This is a genomic window from Achromobacter insuavis, assembly GCF_902859645.1.
GTDB lineage: Bacteria > Pseudomonadota > Gammaproteobacteria > Burkholderiales > Burkholderiaceae_B > Achromobacter > Achromobacter insuavis.
In genome coordinates this window covers 22,262-37,675 of sequence record NZ_CADIJR010000041.1, presented here as the reverse complement: position 1 = coordinate 37,675, position 15,414 = coordinate 22,262, and the positions used below count along the sequence as shown (strand labels likewise).

General features: G+C 68.5%; 15 protein-coding genes. 8 read left to right on the top strand and 7 right to left on the bottom strand.

The annotated features are described in order from the left end of the window. Positions 1-16: 16 nt before the first annotated feature. Together H0523_RS19755 and ltaE are read left to right on the top strand one after the other, a co-directional pair. Positions 17-904, top strand: coding sequence for a DMT family transporter (locus H0523_RS19755; protein WP_156333218.1), 888 nt, complete (start codon positions 17-19; stop codon positions 902-904). A gap of 42 nt (positions 905-946) precedes the next feature. Continuing rightward, positions 947-1,957 (top strand): low-specificity L-threonine aldolase, encoded by a 1,011-nt coding sequence (ltaE, locus tag H0523_RS19750; protein WP_054429566.1) that lies wholly within the window; start codon positions 947-949, stop codon positions 1,955-1,957. A gap of 63 nt (positions 1,958-2,020) precedes the next feature. Here ltaE and aptA read toward each other — a convergent pair whose 3' ends face one another. The 6 genes from aptA to H0523_RS19720 form a co-directional block, all read right to left on the bottom strand. Further along, positions 2,021-3,349 (bottom strand): omega-aminotransferase AptA, encoded by a 1,329-nt coding sequence (aptA, locus tag H0523_RS19745; RefSeq protein WP_054429565.1) that lies wholly within the window; start codon positions 3,347-3,349, stop codon positions 2,021-2,023. A 167-nt stretch (positions 3,350-3,516) separates the two neighbouring features. After that, positions 3,517-4,398, bottom strand: coding sequence for a GntR family transcriptional regulator (locus H0523_RS19740; RefSeq protein ID WP_054429564.1), 882 nt, complete (start codon positions 4,396-4,398; stop codon positions 3,517-3,519). A gap of 128 nt (positions 4,399-4,526) precedes the next feature. After that, complete coding sequence (locus H0523_RS19735; protein ID WP_054429563.1) at positions 4,527-4,871, bottom strand: antibiotic biosynthesis monooxygenase family protein; 345 nt, start codon at positions 4,869-4,871, stop codon at positions 4,527-4,529. Next, positions 4,868-6,001, bottom strand: a complete 1,134-nt coding sequence (locus tag H0523_RS19730) for a cytochrome P450 family protein (RefSeq protein ID WP_054429562.1) — start codon at positions 5,999-6,001, stop codon at positions 4,868-4,870. The genes H0523_RS19735 and H0523_RS19730 overlap by 4 nt, the downstream gene beginning before the upstream one ends. A gap of 71 nt (positions 6,002-6,072) precedes the next feature. Beyond that, positions 6,073-6,921 (bottom strand): NAD(P)H-binding protein, encoded by an 849-nt coding sequence (locus tag H0523_RS19725; RefSeq protein ID WP_054429561.1) that lies wholly within the window; start codon positions 6,919-6,921, stop codon positions 6,073-6,075. 14 nt (positions 6,922-6,935) lie between these two features. Beyond that, positions 6,936-8,582, bottom strand: coding sequence for an electron transfer flavoprotein-ubiquinone oxidoreductase (locus H0523_RS19720; RefSeq protein ID WP_054429560.1), 1,647 nt, complete (start codon positions 8,580-8,582; stop codon positions 6,936-6,938). A gap of 112 nt (positions 8,583-8,694) precedes the next feature. On the opposite strand from H0523_RS19720, the gene H0523_RS19715 reads away from it, so the two are divergent. The 3 genes from H0523_RS19715 (at position 8,695) to H0523_RS19705 (ending at position 10,808) form a co-directional block, all read left to right on the top strand. Beyond that, the gene (locus tag H0523_RS19715; RefSeq protein ID WP_035361297.1) at positions 8,695-9,144 is read left to right on the top strand and encodes an acyl-CoA thioesterase; all 450 of its coding nucleotides are present in this window, start codon (positions 8,695-8,697) and stop codon (positions 9,142-9,144) included. Between the two features lie 299 nt (positions 9,145-9,443). Then, positions 9,444-10,142 carry a CoA transferase subunit A gene (locus H0523_RS19710; protein WP_006393519.1) on the top strand — a complete coding sequence of 233 codons (699 nt, stop codon included), beginning with the start codon at positions 9,444-9,446 and terminating at the stop codon, positions 10,140-10,142. Positions 10,143-10,154: 12 nt separating this feature from the next. Next, on the top strand, positions 10,155-10,808 hold the full coding sequence (locus H0523_RS19705) for a CoA transferase subunit B (protein WP_054429559.1): 654 nt from the start codon (positions 10,155-10,157) through the stop codon (positions 10,806-10,808). Between the two features lie 143 nt (positions 10,809-10,951). Here H0523_RS19705 and H0523_RS19700 read toward each other — a convergent pair whose 3' ends face one another. Next, positions 10,952-11,410, bottom strand: a complete 459-nt coding sequence (locus H0523_RS19700; RefSeq protein ID WP_054429558.1) for a GNAT family N-acetyltransferase — start codon at positions 11,408-11,410, stop codon at positions 10,952-10,954. A gap of 187 nt (positions 11,411-11,597) precedes the next feature. Between H0523_RS19700 and H0523_RS19695 the strand changes: the two genes are divergently transcribed. The 3 genes from H0523_RS19695 to H0523_RS19685 are packed head-to-tail and all read left to right on the top strand — an operon-like array spanning position 11,598 to position 15,383. Next, positions 11,598-12,473 carry a MurR/RpiR family transcriptional regulator gene (locus H0523_RS19695; RefSeq protein WP_054429557.1) on the top strand — a complete coding sequence of 292 codons (876 nt, stop codon included), beginning with the start codon at positions 11,598-11,600 and terminating at the stop codon, positions 12,471-12,473. Next, positions 12,470-13,450 carry an isoaspartyl peptidase/L-asparaginase family protein gene (locus H0523_RS19690; protein WP_054429556.1) on the top strand — a complete coding sequence of 327 codons (981 nt, stop codon included), beginning with the start codon at positions 12,470-12,472 and terminating at the stop codon, positions 13,448-13,450. Before H0523_RS19695 ends, H0523_RS19690 begins: the two co-directional genes overlap by 4 nt. Before the next feature lie 46 nt (positions 13,451-13,496). Continuing rightward, entirely contained in the window at positions 13,497-15,383 is a 1,887-nt protein-coding gene (locus H0523_RS19685) for a dipeptide ABC transporter ATP-binding protein (protein ID WP_054429555.1), read from the top strand. The last annotated feature ends 31 nt before the right edge of the window (positions 15,384-15,414 follow it).

Sequence of the window (15,414 nt, the reverse complement as noted above, 5' to 3'; positions counted from 1 at the left end):
CACTGGAGACGCCGCCGTGAGCCGCAGCAGTTTCGATCGCGCAGGGCTAGCCCTGATGTTCAGCACCATCCTCGTGTGGGCGGGCAGCTGGATCGCGATGAAGCTGATCGTGCCCTACATCGGCCCCTTCGATTTCGTGGCGCTGCGCTACGTGACCGGCGCGCTGGTGCTGTTCGCGCTGGCGGCCGCGACCCGGCGGCCGCTGGCCCTGCCGCCCTGGAAGCTGACCCTGCTGATCGGCCTGACCCAGACCGCGGGTTTCCAGGGCTTCGTGCAGACGGCGCTGGTGTCGGGCGGCGTCGGCAAGGTGTCATTGATGGCCTACACCATGCCGTTCTGGGTGGTGCTGTTCGCCTGGGGCCTGCTGGGCGAGCGGCCGACGGCGCGCCATGGCATCGGCATCGGCCTGGCCGCGATCGGCCTGGTGCTGTTCATCGAACCCTGGCATGGCGTGGGCGAAATGCGGCCGGTGCTGCTGGGGCTGGGCAGCGGCCTGTGCTGGGGCGTGGGCACGGTGCTGTCCAAGCGCATGTTCGAGCGCCACGCGCCCGACGTGATGACGTTCACCGCCTGGCAGATGCTGTTCGGCGGGCTGGTGATGACGCCGGTGGCCTGGCTGGTGCCGCAGATCGCGCCGCAATGGGGCTGGCAGCTGTGGACCGGCATGACCTACATCGTGCTGATCGCCACCGCCGCCGGCTGGCTGCTGTGGCTGCAGGTGGTGCGGCGCGTGCCGGCCTCCATCGCGGGCCTGTCGAGCCTGGGCGTGCCGGTGGTGGCGATGCTGATGGCCTGGGCGGTGCTGTCCGAACGTCCGTCGCCGGTCGAGCTGGGCGGCATGGCCCTGATCCTCGCCGGCATTTTTGTCGTGAGCCGCGCGGCGCCCACCGCGCGCGCGGGCTGACCGGCCCGTTTACCGGATTCCGTTTTCCTTCAAGGAAGCTTCATGATCGATTTGCGCAGTGATACCGTCACCCGGCCGTCCCCGGCCATGTTGCAGGCCATGGTCAGCGCGCCGCTGGGCGATGACGTGATGGGCGACGACCCCACCGTCATCCAGCTGCAGCAGGCGGTTGCCGAGCGCGCGGGCAAGGCCGCGGGCCTGTTCTTCCCGTCTGGCACGCAGAGCAATCTGGCCGGCTTGATGGCCCATTGCGAACGCGGCGACGAGTACCTGGTGGGCCAGCAGGCCCACACCTATAAATACGAGGGCGGCGGCGCCGCGGTGTTGGCCAGCATCCAGCCCCAGCCCATCGAACACGCCGAGGATGGCTCGCTGCCGCTGGACAAGCTGGCGGCGGCGCTCAAGCCCGAAGGCGACCCGCACTTCGCCCGCACCCGTTTGCTGGCGCTGGAGAACACCTTCCACGGCAAACTGATTCCGGCGGATTACGTGCGCGCGGCGACTGACTGGGCCCGCGGCCATGGCCTGGCCACGCACCTGGACGGCGCGCGCGTGTTCAACGCCGCCGTCGCCAGCGGCAAGCCGCTGGCCGAGATGTGCGCGCCGTTCGATTCGGTGTCGATCTGCTTTTCCAAGGGCCTGGGCGCGCCGGTCGGTTCCGTGCTGGTGGGCAGCGCCGAGCTGATCGCCCGCGCGCGCCGCTGGCGCAAGGTGCTGGGTGGCGGCCTGCGTCAGTCGGGCGTGCTGGCCGCGGCCTGCCTGTACGCGCTGGAACATAACGTCGAGCGCCTGGCGGAAGATCACGCCAACGCGCGCCTGCTGGCCGACGGCCTGCGCGGCATCGCCGGCGTGCGGGTCCTGAGCCAGGACACCAACATGGTGTTCGCGGAATTCGAGCCGGCGCGGTGCGAGGCCCTGACCGCCGCGCTGGCGGCCGACGGCATCCTGATGCGCGCGGTCTACGGCGGTCCGACGCGCCTGGTGACGCACCTGGACGTGTCGGCGGCCGACGTGCGCCGGGTGGTCGAGGCCGTGGCGCGCCACCTGGGTTGACCGGCAGCGGGGCCGCGGGTCCGCAAGGGGCAGCCCATGCCGCCCTGACCCCGCAGCGCCGCGTCAGTCGCCGGCGCGCAGCACCTGCGCCAGCACGGCGAACAGTTCGTCGATCTGCGCGGGTTCGATGATGAGCGGGGGCGACAGCAGCATGGTGTCGCCCGCCGAACGGATCAGGCAGCCGCGTTCCAGGCAGGCCTGGTGCACGGCATAGCCGCGCTGCCCCGGCTTGCCCGCCAGCGGCGCCAGTTCGATCGCGGCCAGCAGGCCGATGTTGCGGATGTCCACCACGTGCGGCAGGCCCTTGAGGCCGTGGGCCGCGTCTTCCCAATAGCGCCACAGGTCGCGGCTGCGCTGGAACAGGCCGTCGCGGCGGCAGATGTCCAGCATCGCCAGCCCGGCCGCGCAGGCCACCGGGTGGCCCGAGTAGGTGTAGCCGTGCGCCAGTTCGATGGCGCTGTCCGGGCCCTGCATGAAGGCATCGTAGACGTGCTGGCGCACCAGCGTCGCGCCCATCGGGATGGCGCCGTTGGTCAGCCCCTTGGCGCTGGTGATGAGATCGGGCGTGACGCCGAAATGCGCCGAGGCGAAGGCGCCGTCGATGCGGCCGAAGGCGCAGATCACTTCGTCGAAGATCAGCAGGATGCCGTGCGCATCGCAGATCTGCCGCAGCTTCTGCAGGTAGCCGCGCGGCGGCACCAGCAGGCCGGTCGAGCCGGCCACCGGTTCGACGATGACGGCGGCGATGGTGGAGGCGTCGTGCAGCGCGACGATGCGTTCGAGCACGTCGGCCAGGTGCGCGCCCCAGTCGGGTTGGCCGCGGGTGTAGGCCATCTGCTCGCGGTCATAGGTATGCGGCAGGTGGTCGACATAGGGCAGCAGGTTGCCGAACGGCTTGCGGTGGCCGCCGATGCCCGAGACCGACAGGCCGCCGAACCCCACGCCATGATACGAACGCTCGCGGCCGATCAGGCGCACGCGCTGGCCCTCGCCGCGCGCGCGGTGATAACCCAATGCGATCTTGAGGGCGGTATCGACGGCCTCGGATCCGGAGTTGGAGAAAAATACATTGGAAAACCCGGCGGGCGCCTCCTCACACAGCTTTTCGGCCAGCTCGAACGCCAGCGGATGGCTCATCTGGAACGACGGCGCGTAGTCCAGCTCGTAGGCGGTGCGCGCGATGGCCTCGACGATTTCGGGCCGGCGATGGCCGGCGTTGACGCACCACAGGCCGGCGATGCCATCGAGCACGCGGCGGCCGTCCGGGCGGATGTAGTGCATGCCCTCGGCCGCGCTGAACAGCACCGGGTCGCGCTTGTAGCGCCGGTTGGCGGTGAACGGCATCCAGAAGGCATCGGCGTTGATCGGCGTGGCGGGGGCGGGCGAAGTCATGGGCGTCCTGTCGGGAGGAGTTGGGGTTTGCCTATTTTGTATTAATAAAAAGAAAAATACAATTTGAGGCGAAACCCGCCCAGACCGATGGGCGCGTGAAAGCGACCCCAATCAACGGGCATGCCGAGGCAAAGGCAGGGAAAGTCGCCGCGTGGCGGCGGCGCGGATCAGGATTGCTGCTGCGAGGTCTTCAGGTGGCGGCGCATGAGCTGCGAGGCCCATTCCTGGTCGCCGGCTTCAAGGGCCTCGATGATCCGCAGGTGCTCGTTGCTGGAATTGACGAAGCGGGCATCGCGGTAGAACGCGGCGTGTTCTTCCAGGCGGCGCAACTGGTTCTGCTGCTGCACCGCCTGCAGGATGTAGCGGTTGCCCGAGAATCGCGCCAGCATTTCATGGAACGAGGCGTTCAGGCTGAAGAACTCGGTGGCGGAGATGTCGGCGTCGTCGCGCTGGATCAGCGTTTCATGCGCGGCGCGCATGCGCGCCAGGGCGTCGCGGTCGAGCTTGAAGGAGGGCTCCAGCAGGCCGGCGCACTCGATCGTCATGCGGAACCGGTAGCTCTCGTTGAGCGCCTCGCGGTTCTCCAGCGACGGCGCGAACTGCCAGCCGTGGCCCTTGCGCTTCTCGATCAGGCCGTCGGCCGACAGTTGCAGCAGGGTCTTGGCCAGCACGCTGCGCGGCGCGGGATAGCGTTGCAGCAGTTCGCGCTCGGTGAACTGGTCGGGCAGCGCGCGCGTGGCGCGGTCGTCGATCAGGCGCCGATAGAGTTCGTTCTGGGTCGGCCCGGCGCCGGCGATGGCCGGCGTGGCCAGGGCGGCGTTCTCGGCCACGGTGTAGCCGCTGTTGGGCCGATGCGTAATCAGGCCCTGCGTCGCCAGCAGCCGCAGGGCGCCTCGCACCGGCGTGCGCGAGACCTCGTAGCCCGCGGCCAGCGCTTCCTCGGACAGGTGGGCGCCGGGGGCGTAGCGCCGGGCCACGATGTCCTGCGCAATCAGGCGCGCCAGATCGACTTGCAGCGGGGTGGGGCGGGCGTGGGCGGCGGTGGGCATGAATGGGCGCGAAAGCGGCGGTGGAGCAATGGTAACGGACAGCCGGGCCGCCGTAATCGGCCCAACTGTAACGCGGCGCGCCTGCCCGCGGTCGCCGCGAGACCGGTCCGGGCGGGACCGGCGCCCGCTCAGCCGTGGCGCGCGCGGCTGTCTTGCGGCGCCTCGTCGCGCGCCTGCATGCCGTAGTCGCGCAGCACCTGGGCGACGCGCAGGCGGTAGTTGGCGAACACGCCTCCCCGTCCCGCCTCCTGGGCGCGGCGGTGCGAATCCAGCGTGCGCCAGCGCCGCACCGCGTCCTCGTCGCGCCAGAACGACAAGGACAGCAGCTTGTCCGGCGTGCTCAGGCTCTGGAAGCGTTCGACGGAGATGAAGCCGTCGATGGTCTTGAGTTCGTCGATCAGCCCCGCGGCGATGTGCAGATAGGGCGCGGGGTTGCCGTCGGTGGGCTCGACTTCGAATATCACGGCGATCATGGGGTGGGCTCCTCGGTGAAATCAAATTGGGGAATGCGGGCGTTGGGCAGCGGGCGATAGCGCGGGCGCGCCGCCAGGGCGCGGCCATCGACGCCGGCGCGCAGCAGGTGGACCAGCGCGCCCGCCGCGTGCCGCCGCGCCAGCTCCCGACCGGGGCAGGCGTGGCCCAGGGCGCCGAAGGTCCAGTGCGCGTCGGGTTGCGCCGTGGCCGCGGCGGCCAGCACTAGCAGCACCGTGGCGCCAGCCTCGAGGTGTTGGCCGTCGACGTCGATGGCCTCGGCCAGGAAGCGGCGGGTGTTGTGGATGGGCGGATCGTCGCGCAGCGTCGCGTCAACCAGCGCCAGCGCATCCGCGAAAGCCAGGTCCGTCGCGATGGCATGGCGGCCGGCTCGCAGCAGCGCGTTGCCGAGCAGCCCGGCGCCAGCGTCACAGGACTGGAACAGCAGCCCCGCCAGGTTGGCGGCCAGCAGCGCGGGATCCAGGCCCGCGTCGATGCCCTGGCGCCGCAATTCGCGCAGCGCCGGGGCGGCGTCGGGATCGTCCTGGTGGGCGCGCAGCCGCGCGGCCAGCCGTTCGGCGGCCGCGTGCCCGGCCGCGATCCGGTCGCCTGGCGCGGCGGGCGGCAACGCCGCCAGGAGGTCGCCGATATCGCGCGCGCAGTCAGCCGCGAGGGTATCGGGCAGGCCGATGAAACAGGCCTGCGCCAGCACCGGCGCGGCGGACAGGAAGCGGTCGATGGCGGCCGCGTCGGGGCCGCGCTTCGTATCCTGCCCCGCATCCAGCCGCGGCCACGCCGGATCGCGCGCGTGCCGCGCCTGTTGCGCGAGGAAGTCGCTCAGCAAGGGTTTGAGCAGGGCTTGCGAAGGCCCGTCGCGCATCCGCAGGAAGCGGCCGAACAACTGGCCGGCCGGACCCGCCGCGATGCCTTGCGGCACCGGCTCGGCGACGGGGCGCACGCGGGCGGCGGGATGGCGCATGAGCGCCAGGATCGCCTGCGGCCCGCTGGCGACCCACAGGCCCAGCCGCGTGTCGTGATACAGCGGACGCTCCCTGGCCAGCGCGGCGTAATAGGGGTAGGGATTGGCGTGCGTCACCGCCTGGAGCGGATCGAGCGGGGCAGGGATGGACATGGCGGCGCGGGACGGGTCTGGACAAGCCAGTATCGCCGCGTCACGCCGTCGACGATTCGGTGTGGGTCGAACTATGCCGGCGAGGCCGCGTCCGCCAGCAGCGCGGCGTAGCCGGCGCGCGAGTCGGGCCATTGCAGCGTCAGTCCGCTGGCGCGCAGCCGGGCGTTGCTGAGCTTCTTGCTGCCGATGCCGGCAGGCGCGGGGCCTTCGGCCGGGGCCGGCGCGCCGATCAGGCGCGCCAGGTCCGCATACAGTTCATGCAGCGGCAGCGGGGTGTCGTCGCAGCCGATGTAGACCGGCTGCGCCTCGGGCAGCAACGCCACGTGCGCGATGGCGGCGGCGGCGTCGTCGATGTGGATGCGGTTGGCCCAGTGCGGCGGCTGGCTCGGCGCGCGCGCGTCGCCGGCGCGCAGCCGTTCGATCAGTTGCAGGCGGCCGGGGCCATACAGGCCGGCGAAACGCAGGGTGGTGTGGGGCAGCGCCTGCGCGGCCAGCAGCGCTTCGGCTTCCAGCAGGATGCGGCCATTGAAGCCTTGCGGCGCGGTGGGGGTGTCTTCGGTGACCCAGTCGCCATGATGCTCGCCATACACCGCGCTGGAGGAGACGAACACGATGCGTTCGACGCGGGACGTGTCGAGCGCGTCCAGCGCGTGTTTCAGGCCGTCGACGAAGACGCCGCGGTAGGCCGCGGGATCGCGCGCGCCGGCGGTGGCGACGTGGACGACACGGGTGACGCCGGCCGGCAGGGCGGGCAGGCCGTCGGGCCGGGTGATGTCGCCTTGCAGCCAGCGGATGCCGCTGGCGTCGCCGGCGGGCGGATGGCGGCGCAGCGCGTGGACCTCGTCGCCGCGGGCCAGGAAAAGGCGCGCGGCGCGCTGGCCGAGATCGCCGCAGCCGATGAAGAGCACCCGTTCAGCCATTGCCCGCGAGCCTGCTACATGCCGCTGTAGACCGGGCCCTCGCCGCCCTGCGGCGCCACCCAGACGATGTTCTGGGTCGGGTCCTTGATGTCGCAGGTCTTGCAGTGCACGCAGTTCTGCGCGTTGATCTGCAGGCGGTCCTCGCCGTGGTCGTCCTTGACGAACTCATACACTCCGGCCGGACAGTAGCGCGATTCCGGACCGCCGTACTTGGCCAGGTTGACCTTCACCGGCACCGACGCATCCTTCAGCGTCAGGTGGATGGGTTCGTTCTCGTCGTGGTTGGTGTTGGAGATGAACACCGAGCTGAGCTTGTCGAAGGTCAGCTTGCCATCGGGCTTGGGATAGTCGATGCGGGCGCACTGCGAGGCCGGCTGCAGGCAGGCGTGGTCGGGCTTGCTGTGGCGCAGGGTCCAGGGCATCTTGCCCTTGAACACCAGCTGCTCGATGCCGGTCATCAGCGTGGCCACGGTGCGGCCCTTCTTGAACCACTGCTTGAAGTTGCGCGCCTTGTTCAGCTCGGCATGCAGCCACGAATTCTTGAAGGCTTCCGGGTAGGCGGCCAGTTCGTCCTGGCGGCGGTCGGCCACCAGCGCGTCGAACGCGGCCTCGGCGGCCAGCTTGCCGGACTTGATGGCGGCGTGGCTGCCCTTGATGCGCGAGGCGTTCAGGAAGCCGGCCTCACAGCCGACCAGCACGCCGCCCGGGAATGTCAGCTTGGGCAGAGACAGCAGGCCGCCGGCGGTGATGGCGCGGGCGCCGTAGGCGATGCGCTTGCCGCCTTCGAAAGTGCCGCGGATCGCGGGGTGGGTCTTGTAGCGCTGGAATTCATCGAACGGCGACAGCCACGGGTTGGCGTAGTCCAGCCCGACGATCATGCCGACGGCCACCAGGTTGTTGTCCAGGTGGTAGAGGAACGAACCGCCGTAGGTGTCCGAATCCAGCGGCCAGCCGGCGGTGTGGATCACCAGGCCGGGCTTGGACTGGGCCGGGTCGACTTCCCACATTTCCTTGATGCCGATGCCGTAGGCCTGCGGATCGCGGCCGTCGTCGAGCTTGTAGCGCTCGATCAGCTGGCGGCCGAGCTGGCCGCGCGCGCCTTCGGCGAACACCGTATAGCGCGCATGCAGTTCCATGCCGGGCTGGTAGTGGTCGGTGTGGCTGCCGTCGCGGGCCACGCCCATGTCGCCGGTGGCCACGCCGCGCACCGCGCCGTTCTCGTCGTACAGCACTTCGACCGCGGCAAAGCCCGGGAAGATCTCGACGCCCAGCGCCTCGGCCTGTTCGCCCAGCCACTTGACGACGTCGCCCAGGCGGACGATGTAGTTGCCTTCATTGTGGAAACAGGGCGGCAGCAGCCAGTTCGGCGTGGCGCGCGCGCCGTTTTCGGACAGGAACAGGAACTTGTCCTGCGTCACGGGCACGTTCAGCGGCGCGCCCTTTTCCTTCCAGTCGGGGATCAGCTCGGTCAGGGCCAGCGGGTCCATGACGGCGCCGGACAGGATGTGCGCGCCCAGCTCCGCGCCTTTTTCCAGGACGCAGACGCCGATTTCCTGGTTCTTCTCAGCGGCCAGTTGCTTCAGACGGATAGCGGTGGCCAAGCCGGCGGGACCCCCGCCAACCACGACCACGTCATATTCCATCGACTCGCGTTCAGACATTGCAAAGCTCCCCGTATGTATTCCATATATGGCTGGAAGTATTATCGGCGATTGTATTGCAGGCGGAGACCTTGCACGTCTTCGCATTTCCATCAGCTATCAGGAGCAATTGGTGAACCCGGACACTCTGTCTGCGCGGATTCTGACGGTGGGGGATACCCATCATGTGGATTTGCCTTTGCGTTGGGGCGATTCCGACGCCTTGAACCATCTCAATAACACGCTGTATTTCCGCCTCATGGAAGAGGCGCGGATGCAGATCCTCTACGACGCGGGCTTCGAACTGCCGGCCGACGACGGCGCCATCCTCGCGCACGCGTCCTGCGATTTCCTGCGACCGCTGACCTATCCGGCGACCGTGCGGGTCACGCACAAGGTCACGCGCATCGGCCGTTCGAGCGCCGAGTTCGAATTGTTGCTCGAGAAGGTGGGCGACGACGCCGGCCCTTACGCCCGCGGCCGCAACGTGCTGGTGTGGATGGATTACGTGGCCAATACGTCCGCCCCGTGGCCGCCCGAAGTGCTGGCGAAAATGGCCACGCAGTTCCAGCCGGCGGCCTAGGCGCGCCGGCGGCGGGCGGTCCGACTTCAATGCGGCGTTTGAAACGGCGCCCGCATTTGCCGGCCATGCCGTTAAAATCCAGGACAGAACCACAATACGAATGACAGGGCGCGCCACCCTCGGCGCCGCGAACCAGCAGGCATCGGGCCACGCCGCGATGCCGCCGGGCCGCGAAACCGGCAGCCGCGCCCCAAGTACAAACAGGGTCCATCCAGGATCGCCGGCCTCCTTCGCGGGGCATGCGGTCCGGCAGGGCGGGCGGATCCTCTTCAGTTCGACCTTAACTAGGAGTTGGAGCGATGGACAAGGTTTTTGCAAGCGCCCAGGAGGCGCTGGCAGGCATCGTCAAGGACGGCCAGATGATCGCCGTCGGCGGTTTCGGCCTTTGCGGCATTCCCGAGGCCCTGATCGCCGCGCTGCGCGATTCGGGCGTCAAGGATCTCACGTGCATCAGCAATAACGCGGGCGTCGACGGCTTCGGCCTGGGCCAGCTGCTGAACACGCGCCAGGTCCGCAAGATGATCGCCTCGTACGTGGGCGAGAACAAGGAATTCGAACGCCAGTACCTGTCGGGCGAACTCGAGCTCGAATTCACGCCGCAGGGCACGCTGGCCGAGAAGCTGCGCGCCGGCGGCGCCGGCATCCCGGCGTTCTTCACCCGCACCGGCGTGGGCACCATCGTCGCCGACGGCAAGGAAATCCGCGAATTCGACGGCCAGCAATACGTGATGGAGCGTTCGCTGGTGCCGGACGTGTCGCTGGTCAAGGCGCACATCGCCGACCGCAGCGGCAACCTGGTGTTCCGCAAGACGGCGCGCAACTTCAACCCGAACGTGGCCATGGCCGGCAAGTTCACGGTGGTCGAGGTCGAGCAGATCGTCGACACCGGCAGCCTGGACCCCGACCAGATCCACCTGCCCGGCATCTATGTGCACCGGATCGTGCTGAACGCCAATCCGGAAAAGCGCATCGAACAACGCACCACTCGCCCGGCCTAAGGAGAACACAACATGGCATGGTCCCGCGATGAAATGGCGGCGCGCGCCGCGCGCGAGCTGCAAGACGGTTTTTACGTGAACCTGGGTATCGGCCTGCCGACCCTGGTGGCCAACCACGTGCCCAAGGGCGTCGAAGTCTGGCTGCAATCCGAAAACGGCCTGTTGGGCATCGGCCCGTTCCCGACCGACGCCGAGGTCGACGCCGACCTGATCAACGCCGGCAAGCAGACGGTCACGACGCTGCCCGGCTCGTCGATCTTCTCGTCGGCCGACTCGTTCGCGATGATCCGCGGCGGCAAGATCAACCTGGCCATCCTGGGCGCGATGCAGGTGTCCGAAAAGGGCGACCTGGCCAACTGGATGATTCCGGGCAAGATGGTCAAGGGCATGGGCGGCGCGATGGACCTGGTGGCCGGTGTCGGCCGCGTGGTCGTGCTGATGGAACACGTGGCCAAGAAGAAGGACGGCACCGAGGACGTCAAGCTGCTGCCCGAATGCAACCTGCCGCTGACCGGCGTGGGCGTGGTCGACCTGATCATCACCGATCTGGGCGTGATGGAAGTCACCGACAACGGCCTGAAGCTGCTGGAAACGGCGCCGGGCGTGACGGTGGACGAGATCCAGTCCAAGACGGCCGCCAAGCTGGACGTGTCGGCGGTCAAGTAACCTCGATCGACGCTGGAACGAAAAACGCCCCTTTGCGGGGCGTTTTTCATGCCGTCGGCAAAACACAAAACGCCCCGCAAAGGGGCGTTTTCATTGGGGCGGCGGCAACGCGCCTGGGGCAGCGCTGCCCGCCGCCGTGGCGTTCAGGCCGCTTCGCGCAGCAGCATGCCGACGTGCGGGATGCCGTCCTCGATGTACTCCTCGGTCACCGGCACGAAGCCGTGGCCGCCGTAATAGCCGCGCAGCCGGGCCTGCGCGCCCAGGTAGACCGGCTGGCCCGGCCACAGCCGCGCCACTTCGTCCTTGGCGCGGCGCATCAGGTCGTGGCCCAGGCCCGTGCCGCGCGCCGCCGGCGCCGTGATGACGCGGCCGATGACCGCCTGGCCGTCGTTCAGCGCCGGTTCCAGCAGGCGGCAATAGGCCAGCAGCGCGCCGTTGTCCCAGGCCATCAGGTGTTCGGTCTGTCCCAGCAGGTCTTTGTCGTCCATGTCCAGGAAGACACAGTTCTGTTCCACCACGAAGACTTCCGAGCGCAGGCGCAGGATGGCGTAGAGCTCGGCCAGGGTCAGTTCGGCGTGGGGTTTGCAGGTCCAGGCGGGCATTCGAAGGTTCCGGAAAACGGGAAACGGGAAGGGGCATTTAGCGTACCTCAAACCGGCCCCGTTTCTTTTGAAGCACTGTTACATAAATTCACGGGTATACCCTTAGTATGAAAATGAATTTTCTTATCTAAAATTTATGTGTAAACAGATTTACACAAACCTCCGCTACGTCTCCCCCCTTTTTTCGATGAACAAGGCCGCACTCACGATCGCTGATCGGATCGCCCGGGCCCAGCCCGCGCTGAGCCGCACGCAGCACAAGATGGCCGAATACGTCCTGGCGCACCAGTTCCGCGTGGCCACGATGACCATCGACGAATTCGCGACGGCGGCGGGGGTGTCGGTCGCGACCGCCAACCGCTTCGCGCGCGCCCTGGACCTGCCGGGCTATCCGCAGTTCCGCGCCGAGCTGGCGCGCGGCTTCGAGGCGGCGCTGGAGCCGGTCGAAAAGCTGCGCACCGAGCTGGCGCATTCGGCCAGCGCGGTGCAGATCTTCGCCGCGACCCTCGAAGAAGACATCCGCAACGCCCAGCGCAACCTGCAGACCCTGGATGCCGCCGCCTGTGAGCAGGCGGTCGACGCCATCCTGGCCGCCGACCGCGTGTTCATCATCGGCTTCGGCGCCAGCGGCTTCCTGGCCGGCATGCTGCAGCGCGGCCTGTGCATGCACCTGCATTCGGTCGAATCGCTGGCCGGCCCGGGCGGGGTGTCGCACGCGGCGCGCCAGATGTCGCGCATGACCAGCAAGGATCTGGTGATCGCGATCGGCTTTCCGCGCTACCTGGCCGACACCGTGACCCTGGCGGGCGCCGCCAAGCAGGCCGGCGTACCGGTGCTGGTGCTGACCGACAAGCCCACCTCGCCGCTGGCGCCGACCGCGTCGGTGGTGCTGTACGCCGTGTCCACGCGCCAGCTGATCCCCAATTCCGAAACCGCCGCGCTCGGCCTGATCGAGGCCTTGTCGGCGGCGGTGGCCTATCGGGCCAAGAATTCCGTCGCGGCCGCCGCTGGGGTGACCCAGTCCGTGATGCCGTGGCTCATCCATGGAGTAGGTAAACGATGATTCAACCCGTGATCGCGATTCACGGTGGCGCCGGCGCGATGTCCCGCGCGGCCATGTCGCCCGAGAAAGAGCAGGAATACCTGAGCGCGCTCGAATCCATCCTGACCGCCGGCCAGGCCGTGCTGGCCCGTGGCGGCAGCGCGCTGGACGCCGTCACCGAGGCCGTGCGCCTGCTGGAAGACTGCCCGCTGTTCAACGCCGGCCATGGCGCCGTGTTCACCAGCGCCGGCACCCATGAGCTGGACGCCGCCATCATGGACGGCGCCACGCTGCGTTCGGGCGCCATCGCCAACGTCAACTGCGTGCGCAACCCGGTGTTCGCCGCGCGCAAGGTCATGGAAACCAGCAAGCACGTGTTCTTCGTGGGCGAGGGCGCCGAAGCCTTCGCCAAGGACGCCGGCCTGGAACTGGTCGACCCGTCGTACTTCTCGACCGAAGCGCGCCGCGAGCAGCTGCTGCGCGTGCAGCGCGAAACGCCGGAAGCGGCGGTGCTGGACCACGACGGCCAGGCCATGGTCGCGCGCGGCCAGCCGGCGCCGGCCGATCCGCTGGATTCGGACAAGAAGTTCGGCACCGTGGGCGCCGTGGCCGTGGACGCGCAGGGCAACCTGGCCGCGGCCACCTCCACCGGCGGCATCACCAACAAGCAGGTCGGCCGCGTCGGCGACGCGCCGCTGATCGGCGCCGGCACCTACGCCAGCAACAAGACCTGCGCCGTGTCCACCACGGGCACGGGCGAGATGTTCATCCGCATGGTCGCCGCCTATGACGTGGCGGCCCAGATGGAATATTGCGGCGCCTCGCTGGAAACGGCGGCGGACCGCGTCGTGATGGAAAAACTGCCCACCATCGGCGGCAAGGGCGGCCTGGTGGCCGTCGACGCCCAGGGCAATGTGGCCTTGCCGTTCAACACGGAAGGCATGTACCGCGGTTACGCCCGCGTCGGCGAGAAGCCGGTCACCGCCATCTACCGCTGAGCGGCGGCGGGCTTCGTTTTTGTCAGTTTTGGGGATTACTAGAGATATGGTTGATCGCGCAAACAGCCTGGCGCTGCCGGATAACCGCGTGGTCCAGGTCGACGACCTGACGGTGCGCTTCGTGGGTTCGGAGCGCACGGTCGAAGCCGTGCGCAACTTGTCGTTCCATGTGGACCGGGGCGAGACCCTGGCCATCGTGGGCGAATCGGGTTCGGGCAAGTCGGTGACGTCGCTGGCGCTGATGCGCCTGGTGGAACATGGCGGCGGCCGCATCGCCCAGGGCAGCATGGCCCTGCGCCGGCGCAACGGTTCCGTGATCGACCTGGTCAATGCCAACCAGCGCGCCATGCGCAATGTGCGCGGCGCCGACATGGCCATGATCTTCCAGGAGCCGATGACCTCCCTGAACCCGGTGTTCACGGCCGGCGACCAGATCGCCGAATCGATCCGCGAGCACCAGGGCATGGACGCCGCGGCCTCGCGCGCCGAAGCCCTGCGCATGCTGGAGCAGGTGCGCATCCCCGAAGCCAAGTCGGTGCTGGACCGCTACCCGCACCAGCTGTCGGGCGGCATGCGCCAGCGCGTCATGATCGCCATGGCGCTGGCCTGCAAGCCGGCGCTGCTGATCGCCGACGAACCCACCACCGCGCTGGACGTCACGATCCAGGCGCAGATCCTGCAACTGATCCGCCAGCTGCAGGAAGAAATGCACATGGGCGTGGTGTTCATCACCCACGACATGGGCGTGGTCGCCGAAGTGGCCGACCGCGTGCTGGTCATGTACCGCGGCGACAAGGTCGAGGAAGGCCCGTCGGCGTCGGTGTTCGCCACGCCCCAGCATGCCTATACCAAGGCGCTGCTGTCGGCCGTGCCGAAGCTGGGCGCGATGCAGGGCACCGACCTGCCGGCGCGTTTCCCGCTGCTGCAGGTGGACGGCAAGGCTCAGCCGGTGGCCGAACCCGGCGCCACCAGCACCCAGGAAGTGCCGGCCGCGCGCCGCGAGCCGATCCTGAGCGTGCGCGACCTGGTAACGCGTTTCGACCTGCGCGGCGGCATCATGAGCCGCGTGCAGCGCCGCGTGCATGCCGTGGAAAAGGTCAGCTTCGACCTGTACCCCGGCGAGACGCTGTCGCTGGTGGGCGAATCCGGTTGCGGCAAGTCCACCACCGGCCGCTCGCTGCTGCGCCTGGTGGACAGCCAGGGCGGCGAGATCCGCTTCGGCGGGCGCGACATCGTGCGTCTGAAGACCTCCGAACTGCAAGCCCTGCGCCGCGACATCCAGTTCGTGTTCCAGGATCCGTTCGCCTCGCTCGATCCGCGCGTCACGGTCGGTTTCTCGATCATGGAGCCGCTGCTGGTGCACGGCGTGGCCAAGGGTAAGGAAGCCGAGCAGCGCGTGGCCGAACTGCTCGAACGCGTCGGCCTGCCGCCCGAAATGGCGCAGCGCTATCCGCATGAATTCTCCGGCGGCCAGCGCCAGCGCATCTGTATCGCGCGCGCGCTGGCTCTCAACCCGAAGGTCGTGATCGCGGACGAATCGGTGTCGGCGCTGGACGTGTCGATCCAGGCGCAGATCGTCAACCTGCTGATCGACCTGCAGCGCGACATGGGCATTTCGTTCCTGTTCATTTCGCACGACATGGCCGTGGTCGAGCGCGTCAGCCACCGCGTGGCGGTCATGTACCTGGGGCAGATTGTCGAGATCGGTCCGCGCCGGGCCATCTTCGAGAACCCGCAGCACCCCTATACCAAGAAGCTCATGGCCGCCGTGCCGATCGCCGATCCGGCGCGCCGCCACATGAAGCGCACCTTGCTGTCCGATGAAATTCCCAGCCCGATCCGCAAGCTCGGCGACGAGCCGGTGGTGCAACCGCTGGTGCAGGTAGGAACCGATCACTTCGTCGCCCGCCATGCGGTCGGCGGAGCGTATTGAGTCAGTTGTCGTACTTGTTTTTCTTCCACCA

What these genes read in the sequence shown, in the direction of transcription:
- H0523_RS19705 (WP_054429559.1), top strand. Translation starts at nt 10,155, where the DNA reads ATGGCATGGTCCCGCGATGAAATGGCGGCGCGCGCCGCGCGCGAGCTG.
- H0523_RS19695 (WP_054429557.1), top strand. Translation starts at nt 11,598, where the DNA reads ATGAACAAGGCCGCACTCACGATCGCTGATCGGATCGCCCGGGCCCAG.
- H0523_RS19700 (WP_054429558.1), bottom strand. Translation starts at nt 11,410, where the DNA reads ATGCCCGCCTGGACCTGCAAACCCCACGCCGAACTGACCCTGGCCGAG.
- H0523_RS19720 (WP_054429560.1), bottom strand. Translation starts at nt 8,582, where the DNA reads ATGTCTGAACGCGAGTCGATGGAATATGACGTGGTCGTGGTTGGCGGG.
- H0523_RS19685 (WP_054429555.1), top strand. Translation starts at nt 13,497, where the DNA reads ATGGTTGATCGCGCAAACAGCCTGGCGCTGCCGGATAACCGCGTGGTC.
- H0523_RS19730 (WP_054429562.1), bottom strand. Translation starts at nt 6,001, where the DNA reads ATGTCCATCCCTGCCCCGCTCGATCCGCTCCAGGCGGTGACGCACGCC.
- H0523_RS19740 (WP_054429564.1), bottom strand. Translation starts at nt 4,398, where the DNA reads ATGCCCACCGCCGCCCACGCCCGCCCCACCCCGCTGCAAGTCGATCTG.
- H0523_RS19690 (WP_054429556.1), top strand. Translation starts at nt 12,470, where the DNA reads ATGATTCAACCCGTGATCGCGATTCACGGTGGCGCCGGCGCGATGTCC.
- H0523_RS19710 (WP_006393519.1), top strand. Translation starts at nt 9,444, where the DNA reads ATGGACAAGGTTTTTGCAAGCGCCCAGGAGGCGCTGGCAGGCATCGTC.
- ltaE (WP_054429566.1), top strand. Translation starts at nt 947, where the DNA reads ATGATCGATTTGCGCAGTGATACCGTCACCCGGCCGTCCCCGGCCATG.
- aptA (WP_054429565.1), bottom strand. Translation starts at nt 3,349, where the DNA reads ATGACTTCGCCCGCCCCCGCCACGCCGATCAACGCCGATGCCTTCTGG.
- H0523_RS19725 (WP_054429561.1), bottom strand. Translation starts at nt 6,921, where the DNA reads ATGGCTGAACGGGTGCTCTTCATCGGCTGCGGCGATCTCGGCCAGCGC.
- H0523_RS19735 (WP_054429563.1), bottom strand. Translation starts at nt 4,871, where the DNA reads ATGATCGCCGTGATATTCGAAGTCGAGCCCACCGACGGCAACCCCGCG.